The sequence below is a fragment of the Pseudomonas sp. LBUM1666 genome (assembly GCF_059695775.1).
The window spans coordinates 1,229,152-1,244,655 of record NZ_CP166789.1 but is presented as its reverse complement, the minus strand read 5'-3'; the positions used below and the strand labels follow the sequence as shown (position 1 = coordinate 1,244,655).

Sequence of the window (15,504 nt, the reverse complement as noted above, 5' to 3'; positions counted from 1 at the left end):
CCCATGAATGCCGCAAAAAGACTGGAAATTTTCCGCCGATTTCACGAAGACAACCCGGAACCGAAGACCGAACTGGCCTATTCCTCCCCGTTCGAATTGCTGATATCCGTGATTCTCTCGGCGCAGTCGACCGATGTCGGCGTCAACAAGGCCACCGCCAAGCTCTACCCGGTGGCCAATACACCGGTGGCGATTTATGCCTTGGGTGTCGAAGGTTTGTCGGAATACATCAAGACCATCGGCCTGTTCAACAGCAAAGCGAAAAACGTGATCGAGACCTGTCGCTTACTGATGGAACGTCATGGAGGTGAAGTGCCGCAAACCCGTGAAGAACTGGAAGCGTTACCCGGCGTCGGCCGCAAGACCGCCAACGTAGTGCTCAATACCGCATTCCGTCAGCTGACCATGGCCGTGGATACGCATATTTTTCGGGTCAGCAACCGTACCGGCATTGCTCCAGGCAAAAATGTGGTCGAGGTTGAGCAAAAACTGATGAAGTTCGTGCCGAAGGAATATCTGCTGGATTCCCATCACTGGCTGATCCTCCACGGACGCTACGTTTGCCTGGCCCGTAAGCCTCGCTGCGGCAGTTGCCGGATCGAAGACTTGTGCGAATACAAGCAAAAGACTTCGGACGATTGAGGCGCTATTAGGTTTTTTGATTTATCGATTGAAAAAATCTTTTTTACCCGCCGGGAGATTATCGATATAAGGAGCGCCAAAGGCAGCCTTAGCCTGGAGTAACACTATGAGCACTGGCAAAGAGCAATTGGATGTAGAAGACGACTTCACCCCTGTTGAGGCTGATGATGCTGAACCGGTGGTTGAAGTGGCGAAGACCAACCTGAGCAAACGCCGTACCATCGACAATCTGCTGGAGGAGCGCCGACTGCAAAAGCAATTGGCCGATTACGATTTTGACCTATGACACCTAAAAGCCTCCCGAAACGGAGGCTTTTTACTAAGTGCCGACCCCTGATCCCCCCCCGCTCATCGCGCCTCGTCAAACGCTTGGGCAGTCACACCAGACCATTGCGTTGAGCCAATTCGATCAGGTCGACCAGGGAGCGGGCATTGAGTTTCAACAACAGACGAGTCTTGTAAGTACTGACAGTTTTATTGCTGAGGAACATTCCGTCGGCGATCTCCTTGTTGGTCTTTCCTCGGGCCAATTGTTGCAAGACCATCATTTCCCGTCCCGACAGTCGATCCACCATATCGGCTTCACTGGCGTTCCCCAAACTGGAACGTACGGTATGCAAGGCTTGATTCGGAAAGTAACTGTAGCCTGACAATACTGCCTTTATTGCACTGAGCAACTCAGTGAGATCCTGTTGTTTGCAGACATACCCTGCAGCACCCGATTGCATGCAACGCATAGAGAAATGCCCGGGCGCCTGGGAAGTTAGTATCAGTACTTTCATGGGCATTGCTGTCGATGTCAGACGCGCAATGACTTCCAGCCCATCAAGTTTTGGTATTCCAATATCCAGGATAACAATATCCGGCATATGCTCACGGGCAAGTTGCAACGCATCCACGCCATTATCTGTCTCTGCAATAACTTCGTAGCCGTGACGCTCCATTAGCATACGTACCGCAAGACGAATGACGGGGTGATCATCCACGATCAGCACTTTATTCATGGGCAAGTCCAATTTTCGCTGTTCGAATTTTTAGAGCCCGCACGATAGCCTAGTCGTTTCACCCATGGCATGCCGCCCCCCTCGGCCACCCACACCGAGAGACATTCCCTACAAACATTAAAGAATAGTCTTACAAAATCCCCAAAAATACCGTGGGGTTAAAAATTTTATCAACCTGAAAACATTTCGATTATTCGCAGTTTTTTTGTTTCTGTTTACAACCAGAAAACCAAATAACAGGGTTCGTCGCAAGACGATCCAACGAATACCGACTATTGAGCTACCCTTAAAAGTAACTGATATTTACCACTTTAAACCCCATACCACAAACACCGAATTTCAAGAATGTAACAAAAAATCACACCAGGCAACACTTCAACAACAAACTCAACCCAACACCGCCTAAAACCCAACAACAGAGGTACCCGCCGCACGTTCAATACCGTTACTATCAAACCTTCGAAATCCAAGACTTAAAAGGAGTGCTGCACCAATATAAACACCGACCACTTCGTTATTAAAATTAAAACCAAAAAAACCAATCAACCGAGAAAAGACAATATTCCAATGAGCAAAAAACATGACCAAATCAAAGAAAAAAATCATCAACCCCATGACAGTTATTGCAATATTTGCCGCTATTTCTGAAACATCAGCCGCCGTCTCACTGCCCTTTCTCGACAATAAGGAGCGGGAGCTCTATGTCTGGTTCCTGATCAGTTTCCCTTTTTATTTGCTTTTCCTTTTCTTTGCCACACTCAACTTCAACTACCGGTCGCTGTACGCGCCATCCGATTTCGGCAAGGGAAAGCATTTTATAAAAGTGATGGACAACGCTGAACGCGGTCAGCGGCCCGATAACCTGAAGGACCCTCCCGTCCGGATCGGTATTCAGACGGGCCTCTCGGCTCTACAGCACGTTTGCCTGGCCGAGCCGCTAAAAAACCTGCACATCGTCGATGCGCGGTGGCTAAACAAGAAAATGGAATTCGGTGCCTGGATTGAAAAAAACCGGCACCCACAGGGAAGCCCTGCACAAGTGATCGTATTTCTCACCTGTACCGATTCGGAGGCATTACTGAAGGAAAGCGCAAGCAAGCAATCAAAACAGGCAAAGAAACGCAGCGGCCCAACGCTTTGCATTGCTTACAATTTGAATTCACACGGTCTGACGATTCTTGATCACTCTTTTTACCTGACACACAGCAGGTAACGCTTGAAGAGCATTCAGAGAGAGGAAACAGAAGGAAGGTATTACAGATACAAAAAGAGCGCTGATAACACGATGTCCGGCAGGAAAACTCCCCCCTATTCTGAAAATTGTGGCCTTGTCACCGACAAGGCCACAACTCTCGTTCCACTACGGTCGTTCCACTACGGCTTCAAAAATCTCAGAAAAGCTTCCGGCCTTTGTTCGCCGCAATACGCATGCGCAACGCGTTGAGCTTGATGAAGCCCGCCGCGTCGGCCTGGTTGTAGGCGCCGCCATCTTCTTCGAAGGTCGCGATGTTGGCATCGAACAACGATTCGTCGGACTTGCGACCGGTGACGATCACGTTGCCCTTGTACAGCTTCAGGCGCACAACGCCGTTCACGTGGGCCTGGGACGCGTCGATCATCTGTTGCAGCATCAGACGCTCAGGGCTCCACCAGTAACCGGTGTAGATCAGGCTGGCGTATTTAGGCATCAGCTCGTCTTTGAGGTGAGCTACTTCGCGGTCCAGGGTGATCGATTCGATCGCACGGTGGGCGCGCAGCATGATGGTGCCGCCTGGGGTTTCGTAGCAGCCACGGGACTTCATGCCCACGTAACGGTTCTCGACGATGTCGAGACGGCCGATACCGTGTTCGCCACCGATACGGTTCAGGGTCGCCAGCACGGTAGCCGGGGTCATTTCGACGCCGTCCAGTGCAACGATGTCGCCGTTGCGGTAGGTCAGTTCCAGGTATTGCGCTTTATCTGGAGCCTTCTCCGGGGAGACGGTCCATTTCCACATGTCTTCTTCGTGCTCGGTCCAGGTGTCTTCCAGCACGCCGCCTTCATAGGAGATGTGCAGCAGGTTGGCATCCATCGAGTACGGGGATTTCTTCTTGCCGTGACGCTCGATCGGGATGTTGTGCTTTTCAGCATAATCCATCAGCTTTTCACGGGAGAGCAGGTCCCATTCGCGCCACGGAGCAATCACTTTTACGCCTGGCTTCAAGGCGTAGGCGCCCAGTTCGAAACGAACCTGGTCGTTGCCCTTGCCGGTGGCACCGTGGGAAATGGCGTCAGCGCCGGTTTCGTTGGCGATTTCGATCAGGCGTTTGGCGATCAACGGACGAGCGATGGAAGTACCCAGCAGGTACTCGCCTTCGTAAACGGTGTTGGCGCGGAACATCGGGAAAACGAAATCGCGCACGAACTCTTCGCGCAAGTCGTCGATGTAGATCTCTTTCACGCCCATGGCCTGTGCCTTGGCGCGTGCAGGTTCGACCTCTTCGCCCTGACCCAGGTCAGCGGTGAAGGTCACGACTTCACAGTTATAAGTATCCTGCAGCCACTTGAGGATCACCGAAGTGTCCAGGCCGCCGGAATACGCCAGAACGACCTTGTTTACGTCCGCCATGCCATCACTCCACGGGGTTCTACGGAAAGCCGTCAAGTCTACCGGTCATGCAGGATAATTTACAGAGGCGCGACAGCTTATGACGACGAAGCGACAGATTATGTCGAGTGAGCGACGATTACAGCGGGTTCAGGAGGTCGATGCGGCGCTCGCCGATGCAGTGGCCTGAGGGGCCGGCTTTTCGGTGGGCGCAACACGCGCGAGGTGCACATTGACCCGACGATTCTTCGCCCGGTTGGCGGAATTGGTATTGGGCGCCAACGGATAACGCTCGCCGTGAAAGCGCACAGTAATCTGCGATTCCTGAACGCCATTGGCCTTGAAGAACTCCATGACTGCCAGGGCCCGACGCCGCGACAGATCACGGTTCGTCAGGCGGTTGCCGCCGTTGTCAGAATGGCCATCGAGTTCAATGTGGTTGACCGTCGGGTCGGCCTTCATGAACTCCAGCATCACTTGTAATTGCGCCTTGGCCTGCGCGTCGAGATCGATGCCTTCGCCAGGGAAGCCGATCTGCGATTGCTTAACCTGCTCGAAATTCTTCGGCAGCAGCTTCGCCACGCAGCCCTGATAGTCGTTAAATGCCTTGCTGAACTTGACTGGCAACAGACGCACTTCCGATACCCGGCCATCGCCCGAGTATTGTCGAACGACCGGACTGCGGCCATCCATCAGGCCACTGATCAAGCGGCCAGCCTGAACTTGCGAACTGTTGAACAACACATTGCCGCTGCCGATTCGCACAGAACCGAGGTTGATGTCGCCACGCCCCGGCTGCCAGGGTGCAGCGGCCGCCAGCAAGGTGGCCGATCCGCCGCCGATCATCGAGTTATAGGCCTTCAGACGAAACGTCGCTTGCTCGCCAGCGCGTCGCACGAATTCGCCCGAACCAAAATCGGTGATCGGCTGAGTCAGGCGACATTCGAACTTGTCACCTTCGACCGTCCACTCGATGCTCTCCAGACGGGTCTGGAAAGTGAGCGCCATCGCAGGAAGGCTGGCAAACACGCTGAGCAAGGCTAAATAACGCTGGCGCACGGGAGGCTCCACTGGCTTCTACAACAAAAAGACCGACACACAGATGTTTACGGCATACCTGTTGGATATCGGAAGCTTCCTGCAAAACTTGATAGCGAGTGCCTGGAAGAGTCTTTTCCGGTAGCATTCCCCTCAGTTTGACCCGCCTGGAATCCCCTCATGTCCGACCGCCTGACCCTGCTGCGTCCCGACGACTGGCATATTCATCTTCGCGATGGTGCTGTGTTGCCCAATACAGTCGCGGATGTCGCGCGCACCTTTGGTCGCGCCATCATCATGCCCAACCTGGTACCTCCGGTGCGTAACACCGCTGAAGCCGACGGCTATCGCCAGCGGATTCTCGCTGCACGCCCGGCTGGCAGCCGCTTCGAACCGTTGATGGTGCTGTACCTGACCGACCGCACCCAGCCCGAAGAAATTCGCGAGGCCAAGGCCAGCGGCTTCATTCACGCCGCCAAGCTGTACCCGGCCGGCGCGACCACCAACTCGGACTCTGGTGTCACCAGCATCGATAAGATTTTCCCTGCACTTGAGGCAATGGCCGAAGTCGGGATGCCCTTGCTGGTTCACGGTGAAGTCACCCGTGGCGATGTCGACGTGTTCGATCGCGAAAAAATCTTCATCGATGAGCACATGCGTCGTGTGGTCGAGCGCTTCCCGAGCCTCAAAGTGGTGTTCGAGCACATCACTACCGCCGACGCCGTGCAGTTCGTCAACGAGGCTTCGGCCAATGTTGGCGCGACCATCACCGCGCATCACCTGCTGTACAACCGCAACCACATGCTGGTGGGCGGGATTCGGCCGCACTTCTATTGCCTGCCGATCCTGAAGCGCAACACCCATCAGGAAGCCCTGCTCGATGCCGCCACCAGCGGCAGCGACAAGTTCTTCCTCGGCACCGACTCGGCGCCTCATGCCCAGCACGCCAAAGAAGCCGCTTGCGGCTGTGCCGGTTGCTACACCGCTTATGCAGCGATCGAGATGTATGCCGAAGCCTTCGAACAGCGCAACGCGCTGGACAAACTCGAAGCCTTCGCCAGCCTGAACGGCCCGCGTTTCTACGGCCTGCCAGTGAACACCGATCGCATCACCCTGGTCCGCGAAGAGTGGACCGCCCCAACCAGCCTGCCATTTGGCGAGCTGACCGTAATCCCGCTGCGCGCCGGTGAAAAACTGCGCTGGCGCCTGCTGGAGGAACACGCGTGAGTGAAGACCATTTCGACGACGAACAGGACGGTCAAGGCGGCGGAGGTGGTTCGCGCCACCCGATGGCTGAGCGCTTCCGTGGATACCTGCCAGTCGTTGTCGACGTTGAAACCGGTGGTTTCAACTCTGCCACTGACGCCTTGCTGGAAATTGCCGCCACCACCATTGGCATGGACGAAAAAGGGTTTGTGTACCCCGACCACACCTACTTCTTTCGCGTAGAGCCTTTTGAAGGCGCGAACATCGAAGCGGCCGCTCTGGAATTTACCGGGATCAAACTCGATCACCCGCTGCGCATGGCAGTGAGTGAAGAAGCAGCGCTGACCGACATCTTCCGCGGCATCCGCAAGGCACTGAAAGCCAATGGCTGCAAACGGGCGATTCTGGTCGGGCACAACAGCAGCTTCGATCTGGGTTTCCTCAACGCCGCTGTCGCACGCCTGGACATGAAGCGTAACCCGTTTCATCCGTTCTCGAGCTTCGATACCGCGACCCTGGCCGGTCTGGCTTACGGCCAAACCGTACTGGCCAAGGCCTGTTCGGCAGCCGACATCGACTTCGACGGTCGTGAGGCCCACTCGGCTCGCTACGACACCGAGAAGACGGCCGAGCTGTTCTGCGGCATCGTCAATCGCTGGAAACAAATGGGCGGCTGGGAAGACTACAACGACTGAGCCGTCGTCAGGTTTACCCCGCCCATAAAAAAACCGGCCTCAACGGCCGGTTTTTTTATGCCTCAAACGTGCCTTACAGCGCAGCAGCGTTCTCGGTCAGGTAAGCCGCGACGCCTTCGGTCGAAGCGGTCATGCCTTTGTCGCCTTTTTTCCAGTTGGCAGGGCAAACTTCGCCGTGCTCTTCGTGGAATTGCAGAGCGTCGACCAGACGGATCAGCTCTTCAATGTTACGGCCCAGCGGCAGGTCGTTGATGATCTGCGAACGAACAACGCCCTTGTCGTCGATCAGGAACGCGCCACGGAAAGCCACGCCACCTTCGGACTCAACGTCGTAGGCCTTGGCGATTTCGTGCTTCAGGTCGGCAGCCATGGTGTAACGAACTTCGCCGATACCACCATTGTTGACCGGGGTGTTGCGCCAGGCGTTGTGGGTGAAGTGCGAGTCGATCGAAACGGCGATCACTTCAACGTTGCGTGCCTTGAAGTCAGACATGCGGTTGTCCAGAGCGATCAGCTCGGACGGGCAAACGAAGGTGAAGTCCAGTGGGTAGAAGAACACCAGGCCGTATTTGCCTTTGATGGCCGACGACAGGGTGAAGCTGTCTACGATTTCGCCATTGCCGAGTACGGCCGGTACGGTGAAGTCTGGGGCTTGTTTGCCTACGAGTACGCTCATTGGATATCTCCTGGTGTAAAAACGTGAAGTTCCGGGTTTGCGCCAGCCTGCCACCTTCAGGCGACAGCCCTGTGACACGAACCCGCTTCATAAGGACCGGCCATCATACACTGCGTTTTTGCCCTGTCCTTAACGGTTTTTTTGTCAGGGGAAATGCAGTCGACGGGTTTTCCTCGTGATCGATGCGGAGAGGAAACCGTTCGTCAGCCCTGATCAAAGCTTTCAGAAACCACTTTGACAATCATTCTCGTTAACATTAAGATCCATCGCAATTGAGTCACAACCAGCGACGGTTTTCACTTATGTATGTTTGCCTCTGCACTGGCGTCACCGACGGTCAAATCCGCGAAGCGATCTATGAAGGTTGCTGCAGCTATAAGGAAGTCCGTCAGGCCACCGGCGTAGCCAGCCAATGCGGCAAATGTGCCTGCCTTGCCAAGGAAGTGGTCCGCGAAACCCTGACCAAATTGCAATCGGCCCAGGCCGCGATTCCCTACCCTGTAGAATTTACTGCCGCGTAAATAACGTATTTCAAAGAACCGGACTTGATGTCCGGTTTTTTTATGTCTGAAAATCAATCGCTTACGCTCTAGACGCGGAACACAAACATTCTTATTCCGATTAATTTTCACTTAAGTTTCAATAACTTAGGTTTGACACCCTTAATTACGCGGCTCAAACTCTGCCTTATAGACAGCTACTTAGGGCAGGACCCCATCATGAAAGGCGACGTTACAGTCATCCAGCATCTCAACAAGATCCTTGCCAATGAGCTGGTCGCGATCAATCAATACTTCCTGCATGCACGCATGTACGAAGATTGGGGCCTGAACAAGCTCGGTAAGCACGAATACCACGAATCCATCGACGAGATGAAACACGCGGACAAACTGATCAAGCGCATTCTGTTCCTTGAAGGCCTGCCGAACGTCCAGGACCTGGGCAAGCTGCAGATCGGCGAACACACCAAGGAAATGCTTGAGTGCGACCTGCGTATCGAACGCACCGGTCATGCGGATCTCAAAGTGGCTATCGCTCATTGCGAAACCGTTGGCGACTTTGGTAGCCGTGAACTGCTTGAAGATATTCTTGAATCCGAAGAAGAACATATCGACTGGCTGGAAACCCAACTGGGTCTGATCGATAAAGTCGGTCTTGAGAACTACCTGCAATCGCAGATGGGCGAAGAGTAAGTTAGCGCCCGCTAAACTCGAGACATTAAAAAGCCCCGCTCTCTTTAAAGAGACGGGGCTTTTTAGTTGCTGAAGATCAAAAGATCGCAGCCTCGTTGCACTCGACAGCTCCTACGGGAGGAGCCAATCGTTTTAGGCCTCGGACTTGTTGGCAGCAGCAGCTTCGACAGCAGCTTTGATGGTGGTTTGCAGCGAACCGTCTGCAGCCATCTCGGTCATGATGTCGCTACCGCCGACCAGCTCACCGCCAACCCACAGTTGCGGGAAGGTTGGCCAGTTGGCGTATTTTGGCAGGTTGGCGCGGATTTCCGGGTTCTGCAGGATGTCCACGTAAGCAAATTTTTCACCACACGCCATCACGGCCTGCGCGGCTTTCGCGGAGAAGCCGCACTGCGGGGCATTCGGCGAGCCTTTCATGTAAAGCAGAATGGTGTTGTTAGCAATCTGCTCTTTAATCGTTTCGATGATATCCATGGAGCACCTCGGCTGAACTTTCCGACTCAGGGGTCGGCACGGTGGCGCATTGTAACGGAAACCCGAGCACCCTGCTCGGTCTCCCCGACAGACTTGATCAAGCCGCCACCACGGTCACTGGCACACCGTTCAATGCCGCATTGCCCGACAACTCATCGAGCTGACACTCGTCGGTCAAGTCATTGGCGCTGGAGCCCGGCTGACAACTGGCAATGGTCATCTGCACACCCGGCCGCGCATGGCCCCAACCGTGCGGAAGGCTGACCACGCCTTTCATCATATCCAGACTGCCGAGCACTTCAACTTCAATCACACCGACCCGCGAACTGACCCGCACTCGCTGCCCGTCGTTGAGCCCACGGCTGGCCAGGTCATCCGGGTGCATCAGCAATTGATGGCGCGGCTTGCCCTTCACCAGGCGGTGATAGTTGTGCATCCACGAATTGTTGCTACGCACATGACGGCGGCCAATCATCAGCAGCTCATCGGCCGCTGGTGCTTGCAAGGCTGCAAAGCGTGCCAGGTCGGCAAGGATCGCTGGTGGCGCAGCCTGGACGCGCTGATTGGCGGTTTTCAGGCGTGGCGTCAGGTTGGATTTCAGCGCCCCGAGATCGACACCATGCGGGTGATCGAACAAGGTCGCCAGCGACAACTTCTGTTCCGAAGCATCGCCATACAACCCCATCCGCAAGCCACGGTCGATCATCTGCGCTGGCGGGATCGTCGGTTTCAGTTCCTTGCCAGTCTTCGCAGCAAAGGCCTTGGCCAGTCCCACGAAAATCTCCCAGTCATGCAATGCGCCTTCGGGCTTGGCCAGGATCGCGCGATTGAACCGACTGACGTTACGCACCGCAAACATGTTGAATGTGGTGTCGTAGTGATCGTTTTCCAGGGCCGATGTGGACGGCAGAATCAGGTCGGCATAACGCGTGGTTTCATTGATGTACAGGTCGATGCTGACCATGAACTCCAAACCGTCCAGAGCCTGTTCCAGTTGCCGGCCATTGGGCGTCGACAGCACCGGATTGCCCGCCACGGTAATCAGCGCGCGGACCTGCCCTTCTCCTTCAGTGAGCATCTCTTCGGCCAGTGCCGACACCGGCAGTTCTCCACCGTATTCGGGACGCCCGGACACCCGGCTCTGCCACAGATTGAAATGCCCGCCCGAGGTGGACGCCACCAGGTCCACCGCAGGTTCGGTGCACAACGCCCCTCCGACGCGATCGAGATTACCGGTGAGCAGGTTGATCAACTGCACAACCCAATGACACAAGGTGCCGAACACCTGGGTCGAGACACCCATACGACCGTAACAGACCGCTGTCGGCGCCGCCGCAAAGTCCCGCGCCAGTTGGCGGATCTGTTCGGCGGGCACCGCGCATAGTGGGCTCATGGCCTCGGCGGTGAAATTCGCGACCGCCTCTCGCACCTCATTTAGACCGTCCACCGGCAAATGACTGTCTCGGGTCAGGCCTTCAGCGAACAAGGTGTTGAGCAGCCCGAACAACAACGCCGCATCGCCACCGGGGCGCACGAACAGATGCTGGTCGGCAATCGCCGCGGTTTCGCTGCGGCGCGGATCGACCACCACCACTTTGCCGCCGCGGGCCTGAATGGCCTTCAAGCGCTTCTCCACATCCGGCACGGTCATGATGCTGCCGTTGGAGGCCAGCGGATTGCCGCCGAGGATCAGCATGAAATCGGTGTGATCGATGTCCGGGATCGGCAACAGCAAACCGTGGCCGTACATCAAATGACTGGTCAGGTGATGGGGCAACTGGTCGACTGAGGTCGCGGAAAACCGGTTGCGGGTTTTCAACAGGCCGAGAAAGTAATTGCTGTGGGTCATCAACCCATAGTTGTGCACGCTGGGGTTGCCTTGATAGACCGCCACCGCGTTCTGTCCGTGACGCTCCTGAATCGCCGCCAGACGTTCGGCTACAAGGTTGAAGGCGTCTTCCCACTCGATGGGTTGCCATTCACTGCCGACACGTAGCATCGGCTGACGCAAACGATCCGGATCGTTCTGAATATCTTGCAGGGCGACGGCCTTGGGGCAGATGTGCCCGCGGCTGAATGTATCCTGAGCGTCACCCTTGATCGAAGTGATCTGCACCGAGCCTTGGACCTCGGTGGTTTCGATGGTCAGGCCGCAGATGGCTTCACACAGGTGGCACGCACGGTGATGGAGAGTCTTGGTCATGGCCAGTCTCTGTCTTGTTCTGGGCGGGCAATATCGGCCGCGGGAACAAAACTATGGCGCCTGATCCACTGCTGCGCCAGCGACGTTCGTCTTGTGAATCGGCGGCTATCAGGCCAGCCGATGACCGCTGGGGATCAGTTCGGCGGCAGCCTCGGCGGCGCCTGCAACTGGATCTCCTGGATGGTTTCGACCTGCTCTTGAGCGACATGAACACCGGTGAGCTCACCGATCAGCCGCCAGTGCTCGTCGAGCCCGGTGCTGATGGTTGCCATGCGGTCGATCATCCGCCGGCCGGCCGCCTTGGTGACTTCGTCTTCACTGCGCATCAACTCGAAGGACATCGAGGTCATGGACGCGGTGAGGTGGGTCAGCGAGCGAGCCGTGAGGCCGAGTAATTCCATTAACTGTCGTTCTTTCGATTCCATTCCGAAGGCTTCCTGCGTCGTTCGTGCGTTAGTTATAACCCGCCACTTTGCATTAGCAAATGTTTCAGACCAGACACATCCCTCAATCCTGAGTACAAATGTTTCGAATGACAGGTCAGAAACCGACCGTTGCTACGCCTTCCCCGCCCCGTTTGATTGCAAAGCCCCGCGACCCCAGTGTACAAATGACGGGCTGCTGTCAGGAAACAGGCTTCATAAGCGCTACTGCGGTCATCCCGTAGCCCCTCTGAAATCCCCTAAAAACCGTAGCCCTATTGGTAAGACGCGACATTTAATTATAAGATCGCGCCTTCCCCTATTTCGTCGCCCCGTGCGGCTTACGCCGCAGGTCTCGCCCGTTTTTCAGTTAAACAAGGCTTTGAGTATCTGCGGTCTGTTGCAAAAAGGTAGTCAATGATGAGCGCAAGGCACTTTCTCTCCCTGATGGATTGCACGCCCGAAGAGCTGGTCAGCGTGATCCGTCGAGGCGTTGAGCTCAAAGACCTGCGTAACCGCGGCGTACTGTTCGAGCCTCTGAAAAACCGCGTGCTCGGGATGATTTTCGAGAAGTCCTCGACCCGCACCCGTATTTCGTTCGAAGCCGGCATGATCCAGCTCGGTGGCCAGGCGATCTTCCTGTCGCCGCGCGACACCCAACTGGGCCGTGGCGAGCCGATCGGCGACTGCGCGATCGTCATGTCGAGCATGCTCGACGCCGTGATGATCCGTACCTTTGCCCACAGCACCCTGACCGAATTCGCCGCCAACTCCCGCGTGCCGGTGATCAACGGCCTGTCCGATGACCTGCACCCATGCCAGTTGCTGGCCGACATGCAGACGTTCCTCGAACACCGCGGTTCGATCCAGGGCAAAACCGTGGCCTGGATCGGCGACGGCAACAACATGTGCAACAGCTATATAGAAGCGGCGATCCAGTTCGACTTCCAGTTGCGCATCGCGTGCCCGGAAGGCTTTGAACCCAACCCTGAGTTCGTGGCCAAGGCCGGCGATCGGGTCACCATCGTCCGCGATCCGAAGGATGCCGTACGCGGCGCCCACCTGGTCAGCACCGACGTCTGGACCTCCATGGGCCAGGAAGAGGAAACCGCCAAACGCCTGAAGCTGTTCGCGCCGTTCCAGGTCAACCGTGCCCTGCTCGACCTGGCCGCCCCGGACGTGCTGTTCATGCACTGCCTGCCGGCCCACCGTGGCGAAGAGATCAGCGTCGACCTGCTCGATGACCAGCGCTCCGTCGCGTGGGATCAAGCCGAAAACCGTCTTCACGCACAAAAGGCCCTGCTCGAGTTTCTCGTCGAGCCGGCGTACCACCACGCATGAGCCATCCATTACTGCTGAACCTGCGCAACCTCGCCTGCGGCTATCAAGACCAGCGCGTCGTGCAGAACCTCAACCTGCATTTGAATGCCGGCGACATCGGTTGCCTGCTGGGCTCTTCGGGTTGCGGTAAAACCACAACGCTACGGGCCATTGCCGGTTTCGAACCGGTACACGAAGGTGAAATCCAGTTGGCGGGCGAGACGATCTCCCGCGCCGGCTTCACCCTCGCCCCGGAGAAACGCCGGATCGGCATGGTGTTCCAGGACTACGCACTGTTTCCGCATTTGAGCGTGGCCGAGAACATCGCCTTCGGGATCCGCAAGCACCCGCAAAAGGATCGCGTCACCGAAGAGTTGCTGGAACTGGTCAACCTGAAAAACCTCGGCAAGCGCTTCCCGCATGAGCTGTCCGGTGGTCAACAGCAGCGTGTCGCACTGGCCCGTGCCCTGGCGCCGGAACCGCAATTGCTGCTGCTCGACGAACCCTTTTCCAACCTTGATGGCGAGCTGCGACGCAAGCTCAGCCATGAGGTGCGCGATATCCTCAAGGCCCGTGGTACCAGCGCGATTCTGGTGACCCACGACCAGGAAGAGGCCTTCGCGGTGAGTGATCATGTGGGGGTTTTCAAGGAAGGTCGCCTGGAGCAGTGGGATACGCCCTACAACCTGTATCACGAACCGCTGACGCCCTATGTGGCCAGTTTCATCGGCCAGGGTTATTTCATTCGCGGTCAGCTGAGCAGCCCCGAATCAGTGCAGACCGAACTGGGTGAGTTACGCGGTAATCGTGCCTACACCTGGCCGGTTGGCGGTGCAGTGGATGTATTGCTGCGTCCGGACGATATCGTTTATGCACCGGACAGCACGTTGAAGGTCCGGATTGTCGGCAAGTCTTTCCAGGGTGCGTCCACCTTGTATCGCTTGCAGTTACCGACCGGAGCGCAGCTGGAATCGATTTTCCCGAGCCATGCCGATCATCAGGTGGGTTCAGAGGTCGGCATTCGTGTCGCGGCTGAACACCTGGTGCTGTTTCAGGCCACTGGCAGCATCGCGGCGCAGATTCCGGTCGTAGAGTCCGGCGTCCGCCGCTACAGCAACGCCCACTGAGAAACACGAACCAATGTGGAAGCGAGCAAGCTCGCTCCCACATTGATTTTGAATTAGCCGAGCATTAGGGTTCCGCTTGCAACGAGCGTCGCATTCCCGCCGATTTTCACCCGATCCCCTTCCAGCCGACAGAACAACTCCCCGCCTCGAGCCGAGCGCTGATAAGCCGTCAGGCTCGACTTGCCCAGACGTTCCGACCAGTACGGGATCAGGCTGCAATGGGTGGAACCGGTCACCGGGTCTTCGTTGATGCCGATCGCCGGCGCGAAGTAGCGGGAAACAAAATCATGCTGGCTGCCCCTGGCCGTGACAATGGCCCCCGGCCACGGCAGTTTCGCCAGCGCCGCCATGTCCGGCTGACATTCGAGTACCGCCTGCTCGGATTCCAGCACCACGAACAACTCGTTCGCCCCCAGCACATCAACCGCCTCCACACCCAGCGCGCGCTCGACATCCAGGGTCACGCCCACTTCCGACGGAATGAGCGCCGGGAAGTCCAGCCACAAGCGCTCACCCTCACGACTCACACTCAGCAGGCCGGACTTGCAGACGAAGTCCAGACGCTCGACCGGCTCTTTGTAGATTTCAAACAGAACGTAAGCGCTGGCCAGGGTCGCATGACCGCACAACGGCACCTCGGTGGTTGGGGTAAACCAGCGGATGTGCCAGCCCTGCCCTTCGCGCACCACGAAGGCCGTTTCGGCGAGGTTGTGCTCGGCGGCGATCTTCTGCATCAGCTCATCGGCAAGCCACGCATCCAGTCGATAGACCATCGCCGGGTTGCCACTGAACGGCCGATCACTGAACGCATCGACCTGATGAAACTCAAGCTGCATAACCTTCTCCCTTTGTCAGACCACCGAGCATGAAGCTGCCGACAGCGCGGCGCCAGTGACAGAGCCGATTAATTTGCGCC

At 56.6% G+C, this 15,504-nt stretch carries 17 protein-coding genes; 9 read left to right on the top strand and 8 right to left on the bottom strand.

From position 1 onward, the window contains the following. Positions 1 to 3 precede the first annotated feature (3 nt). Positions 4 to 642: an endonuclease III gene (nth, locus tag ACA056_RS05525; RefSeq protein ID WP_497271081.1), complete on the top strand. Its 639-nt coding sequence runs from the start codon at positions 4 to 6 to the stop codon at positions 640 to 642. A 106-nt stretch (positions 643 to 748) separates the two neighbouring features. Continuing rightward, positions 749 to 928, top strand: a complete 180-nt coding sequence (locus ACA056_RS05520) for a PA3496 family putative envelope integrity protein (protein WP_007898493.1) — start codon at positions 749 to 751, stop codon at positions 926 to 928. Positions 929 to 1,019: 91 nt separating this feature from the next. On the opposite strand, the gene ACA056_RS05515 is transcribed toward ACA056_RS05520, so the two are convergent. Then, the gene (locus ACA056_RS05515) at positions 1,020 to 1,646 is read right to left on the bottom strand and encodes a response regulator transcription factor (RefSeq protein WP_008155570.1); all 627 of its coding nucleotides are present in this window, start codon (positions 1,644 to 1,646) and stop codon (positions 1,020 to 1,022) included. Positions 1,647 to 2,226: 580 nt separating this feature from the next. On the opposite strand from ACA056_RS05515, the gene ACA056_RS05510 reads away from it, so the two are divergent. Beyond that, positions 2,227 to 2,859: a hypothetical protein gene (locus ACA056_RS05510; RefSeq protein WP_497271078.1), complete on the top strand. Its 633-nt coding sequence runs from the start codon at positions 2,227 to 2,229 to the stop codon at positions 2,857 to 2,859. A gap of 178 nt (positions 2,860 to 3,037) precedes the next feature. On the opposite strand, the gene ACA056_RS05505 is transcribed toward ACA056_RS05510, so the two are convergent. Both ACA056_RS05505 and ACA056_RS05500 read right to left on the bottom strand, forming a co-directional pair. Next, on the bottom strand, positions 3,038 to 4,255 hold the full coding sequence (locus ACA056_RS05505) for an argininosuccinate synthase (RefSeq protein WP_007898502.1): 1,218 nt from the start codon (positions 4,253 to 4,255) through the stop codon (positions 3,038 to 3,040). A gap of 129 nt (positions 4,256 to 4,384) precedes the next feature. Beyond that, positions 4,385 to 5,293 carry a flagellar protein MotY gene (locus ACA056_RS05500; protein WP_497271076.1) on the bottom strand — a complete coding sequence of 303 codons (909 nt, stop codon included), beginning with the start codon at positions 5,291 to 5,293 and terminating at the stop codon, positions 4,385 to 4,387. A 159-nt stretch (positions 5,294 to 5,452) separates the two neighbouring features. Between ACA056_RS05500 and pyrC the strand changes: the two genes are divergently transcribed. Both pyrC and rnt read left to right on the top strand, forming a co-directional pair. After that, complete coding sequence (gene pyrC, locus ACA056_RS05495; RefSeq protein ID WP_008155578.1) at positions 5,453 to 6,499, top strand: dihydroorotase; 1,047 nt, start codon at positions 5,453 to 5,455, stop codon at positions 6,497 to 6,499. Continuing rightward, a complete protein-coding gene (rnt, locus tag ACA056_RS05490) occupies positions 6,496 to 7,173 on the top strand; it encodes a ribonuclease T (protein ID WP_046047091.1) in 678 nt (225 codons plus the stop codon). Before pyrC ends, rnt begins: the two co-directional genes overlap by 4 nt. A gap of 73 nt (positions 7,174 to 7,246) precedes the next feature. Here rnt and ACA056_RS05485 read toward each other — a convergent pair whose 3' ends face one another. Then, on the bottom strand, positions 7,247 to 7,849 hold the full coding sequence (locus ACA056_RS05485) for a peroxiredoxin (RefSeq protein ID WP_064679479.1): 603 nt from the start codon (positions 7,847 to 7,849) through the stop codon (positions 7,247 to 7,249). 302 nt (positions 7,850 to 8,151) lie between these two features. On the opposite strand from ACA056_RS05485, the gene ACA056_RS05480 reads away from it, so the two are divergent. After that, a complete protein-coding gene (locus ACA056_RS05480) occupies positions 8,152 to 8,370 on the top strand; it encodes a bacterioferritin-associated ferredoxin (RefSeq protein WP_008155585.1) in 219 nt (72 codons plus the stop codon). A 198-nt stretch (positions 8,371 to 8,568) separates the two neighbouring features. After that, positions 8,569 to 9,042, top strand: coding sequence for a bacterioferritin (bfr, locus tag ACA056_RS05475; protein WP_056742015.1), 474 nt, complete (start codon positions 8,569 to 8,571; stop codon positions 9,040 to 9,042). A gap of 132 nt (positions 9,043 to 9,174) precedes the next feature. Here the strand turns inward: bfr and grxD are convergent, their stop codons facing one another. The 3 genes from grxD to plzR all read right to left on the bottom strand — a co-directional run bounded on the left by grxD (position 9,175) and on the right by plzR (position 12,144). Next, complete coding sequence (gene grxD / locus ACA056_RS05470; protein WP_034149018.1) at positions 9,175 to 9,516, bottom strand: Grx4 family monothiol glutaredoxin; 342 nt, start codon at positions 9,514 to 9,516, stop codon at positions 9,175 to 9,177. A 97-nt stretch (positions 9,517 to 9,613) separates the two neighbouring features. Then, on the bottom strand, positions 9,614 to 11,719 hold the full coding sequence (locus ACA056_RS05465) for a molybdopterin oxidoreductase family protein (protein ID WP_497271072.1): 2,106 nt from the start codon (positions 11,717 to 11,719) through the stop codon (positions 9,614 to 9,616). Positions 11,720 to 11,853: 134 nt separating this feature from the next. Then, positions 11,854 to 12,144 carry a PlzR type 4 pili assembly inhibitor gene (plzR, locus tag ACA056_RS05460; protein ID WP_497271070.1) on the bottom strand — a complete coding sequence of 97 codons (291 nt, stop codon included), beginning with the start codon at positions 12,142 to 12,144 and terminating at the stop codon, positions 11,854 to 11,856. A 417-nt stretch (positions 12,145 to 12,561) separates the two neighbouring features. Here plzR and argF point away from each other — a divergent pair, with 417 nt between their 5' ends. Both argF and ACA056_RS05450 read left to right on the top strand, forming a co-directional pair. Then, positions 12,562 to 13,482 carry an ornithine carbamoyltransferase gene (gene argF, locus ACA056_RS05455; RefSeq protein ID WP_140677003.1) on the top strand — a complete coding sequence of 307 codons (921 nt, stop codon included), beginning with the start codon at positions 12,562 to 12,564 and terminating at the stop codon, positions 13,480 to 13,482. Next, positions 13,479 to 14,588 (top strand): ABC transporter ATP-binding protein, encoded by a 1,110-nt coding sequence (locus ACA056_RS05450; protein ID WP_497271068.1) that lies wholly within the window; start codon positions 13,479 to 13,481, stop codon positions 14,586 to 14,588. The genes argF and ACA056_RS05450 overlap by 4 nt, the downstream gene beginning before the upstream one ends. A gap of 53 nt (positions 14,589 to 14,641) precedes the next feature. On the opposite strand, the gene ACA056_RS05445 is transcribed toward ACA056_RS05450, so the two are convergent. Then, positions 14,642 to 15,424: a PhzF family phenazine biosynthesis protein gene (locus ACA056_RS05445; RefSeq protein ID WP_497271066.1), complete on the bottom strand. Its 783-nt coding sequence runs from the start codon at positions 15,422 to 15,424 to the stop codon at positions 14,642 to 14,644. Positions 15,425 to 15,504: the final 80 nt, after the last annotated feature.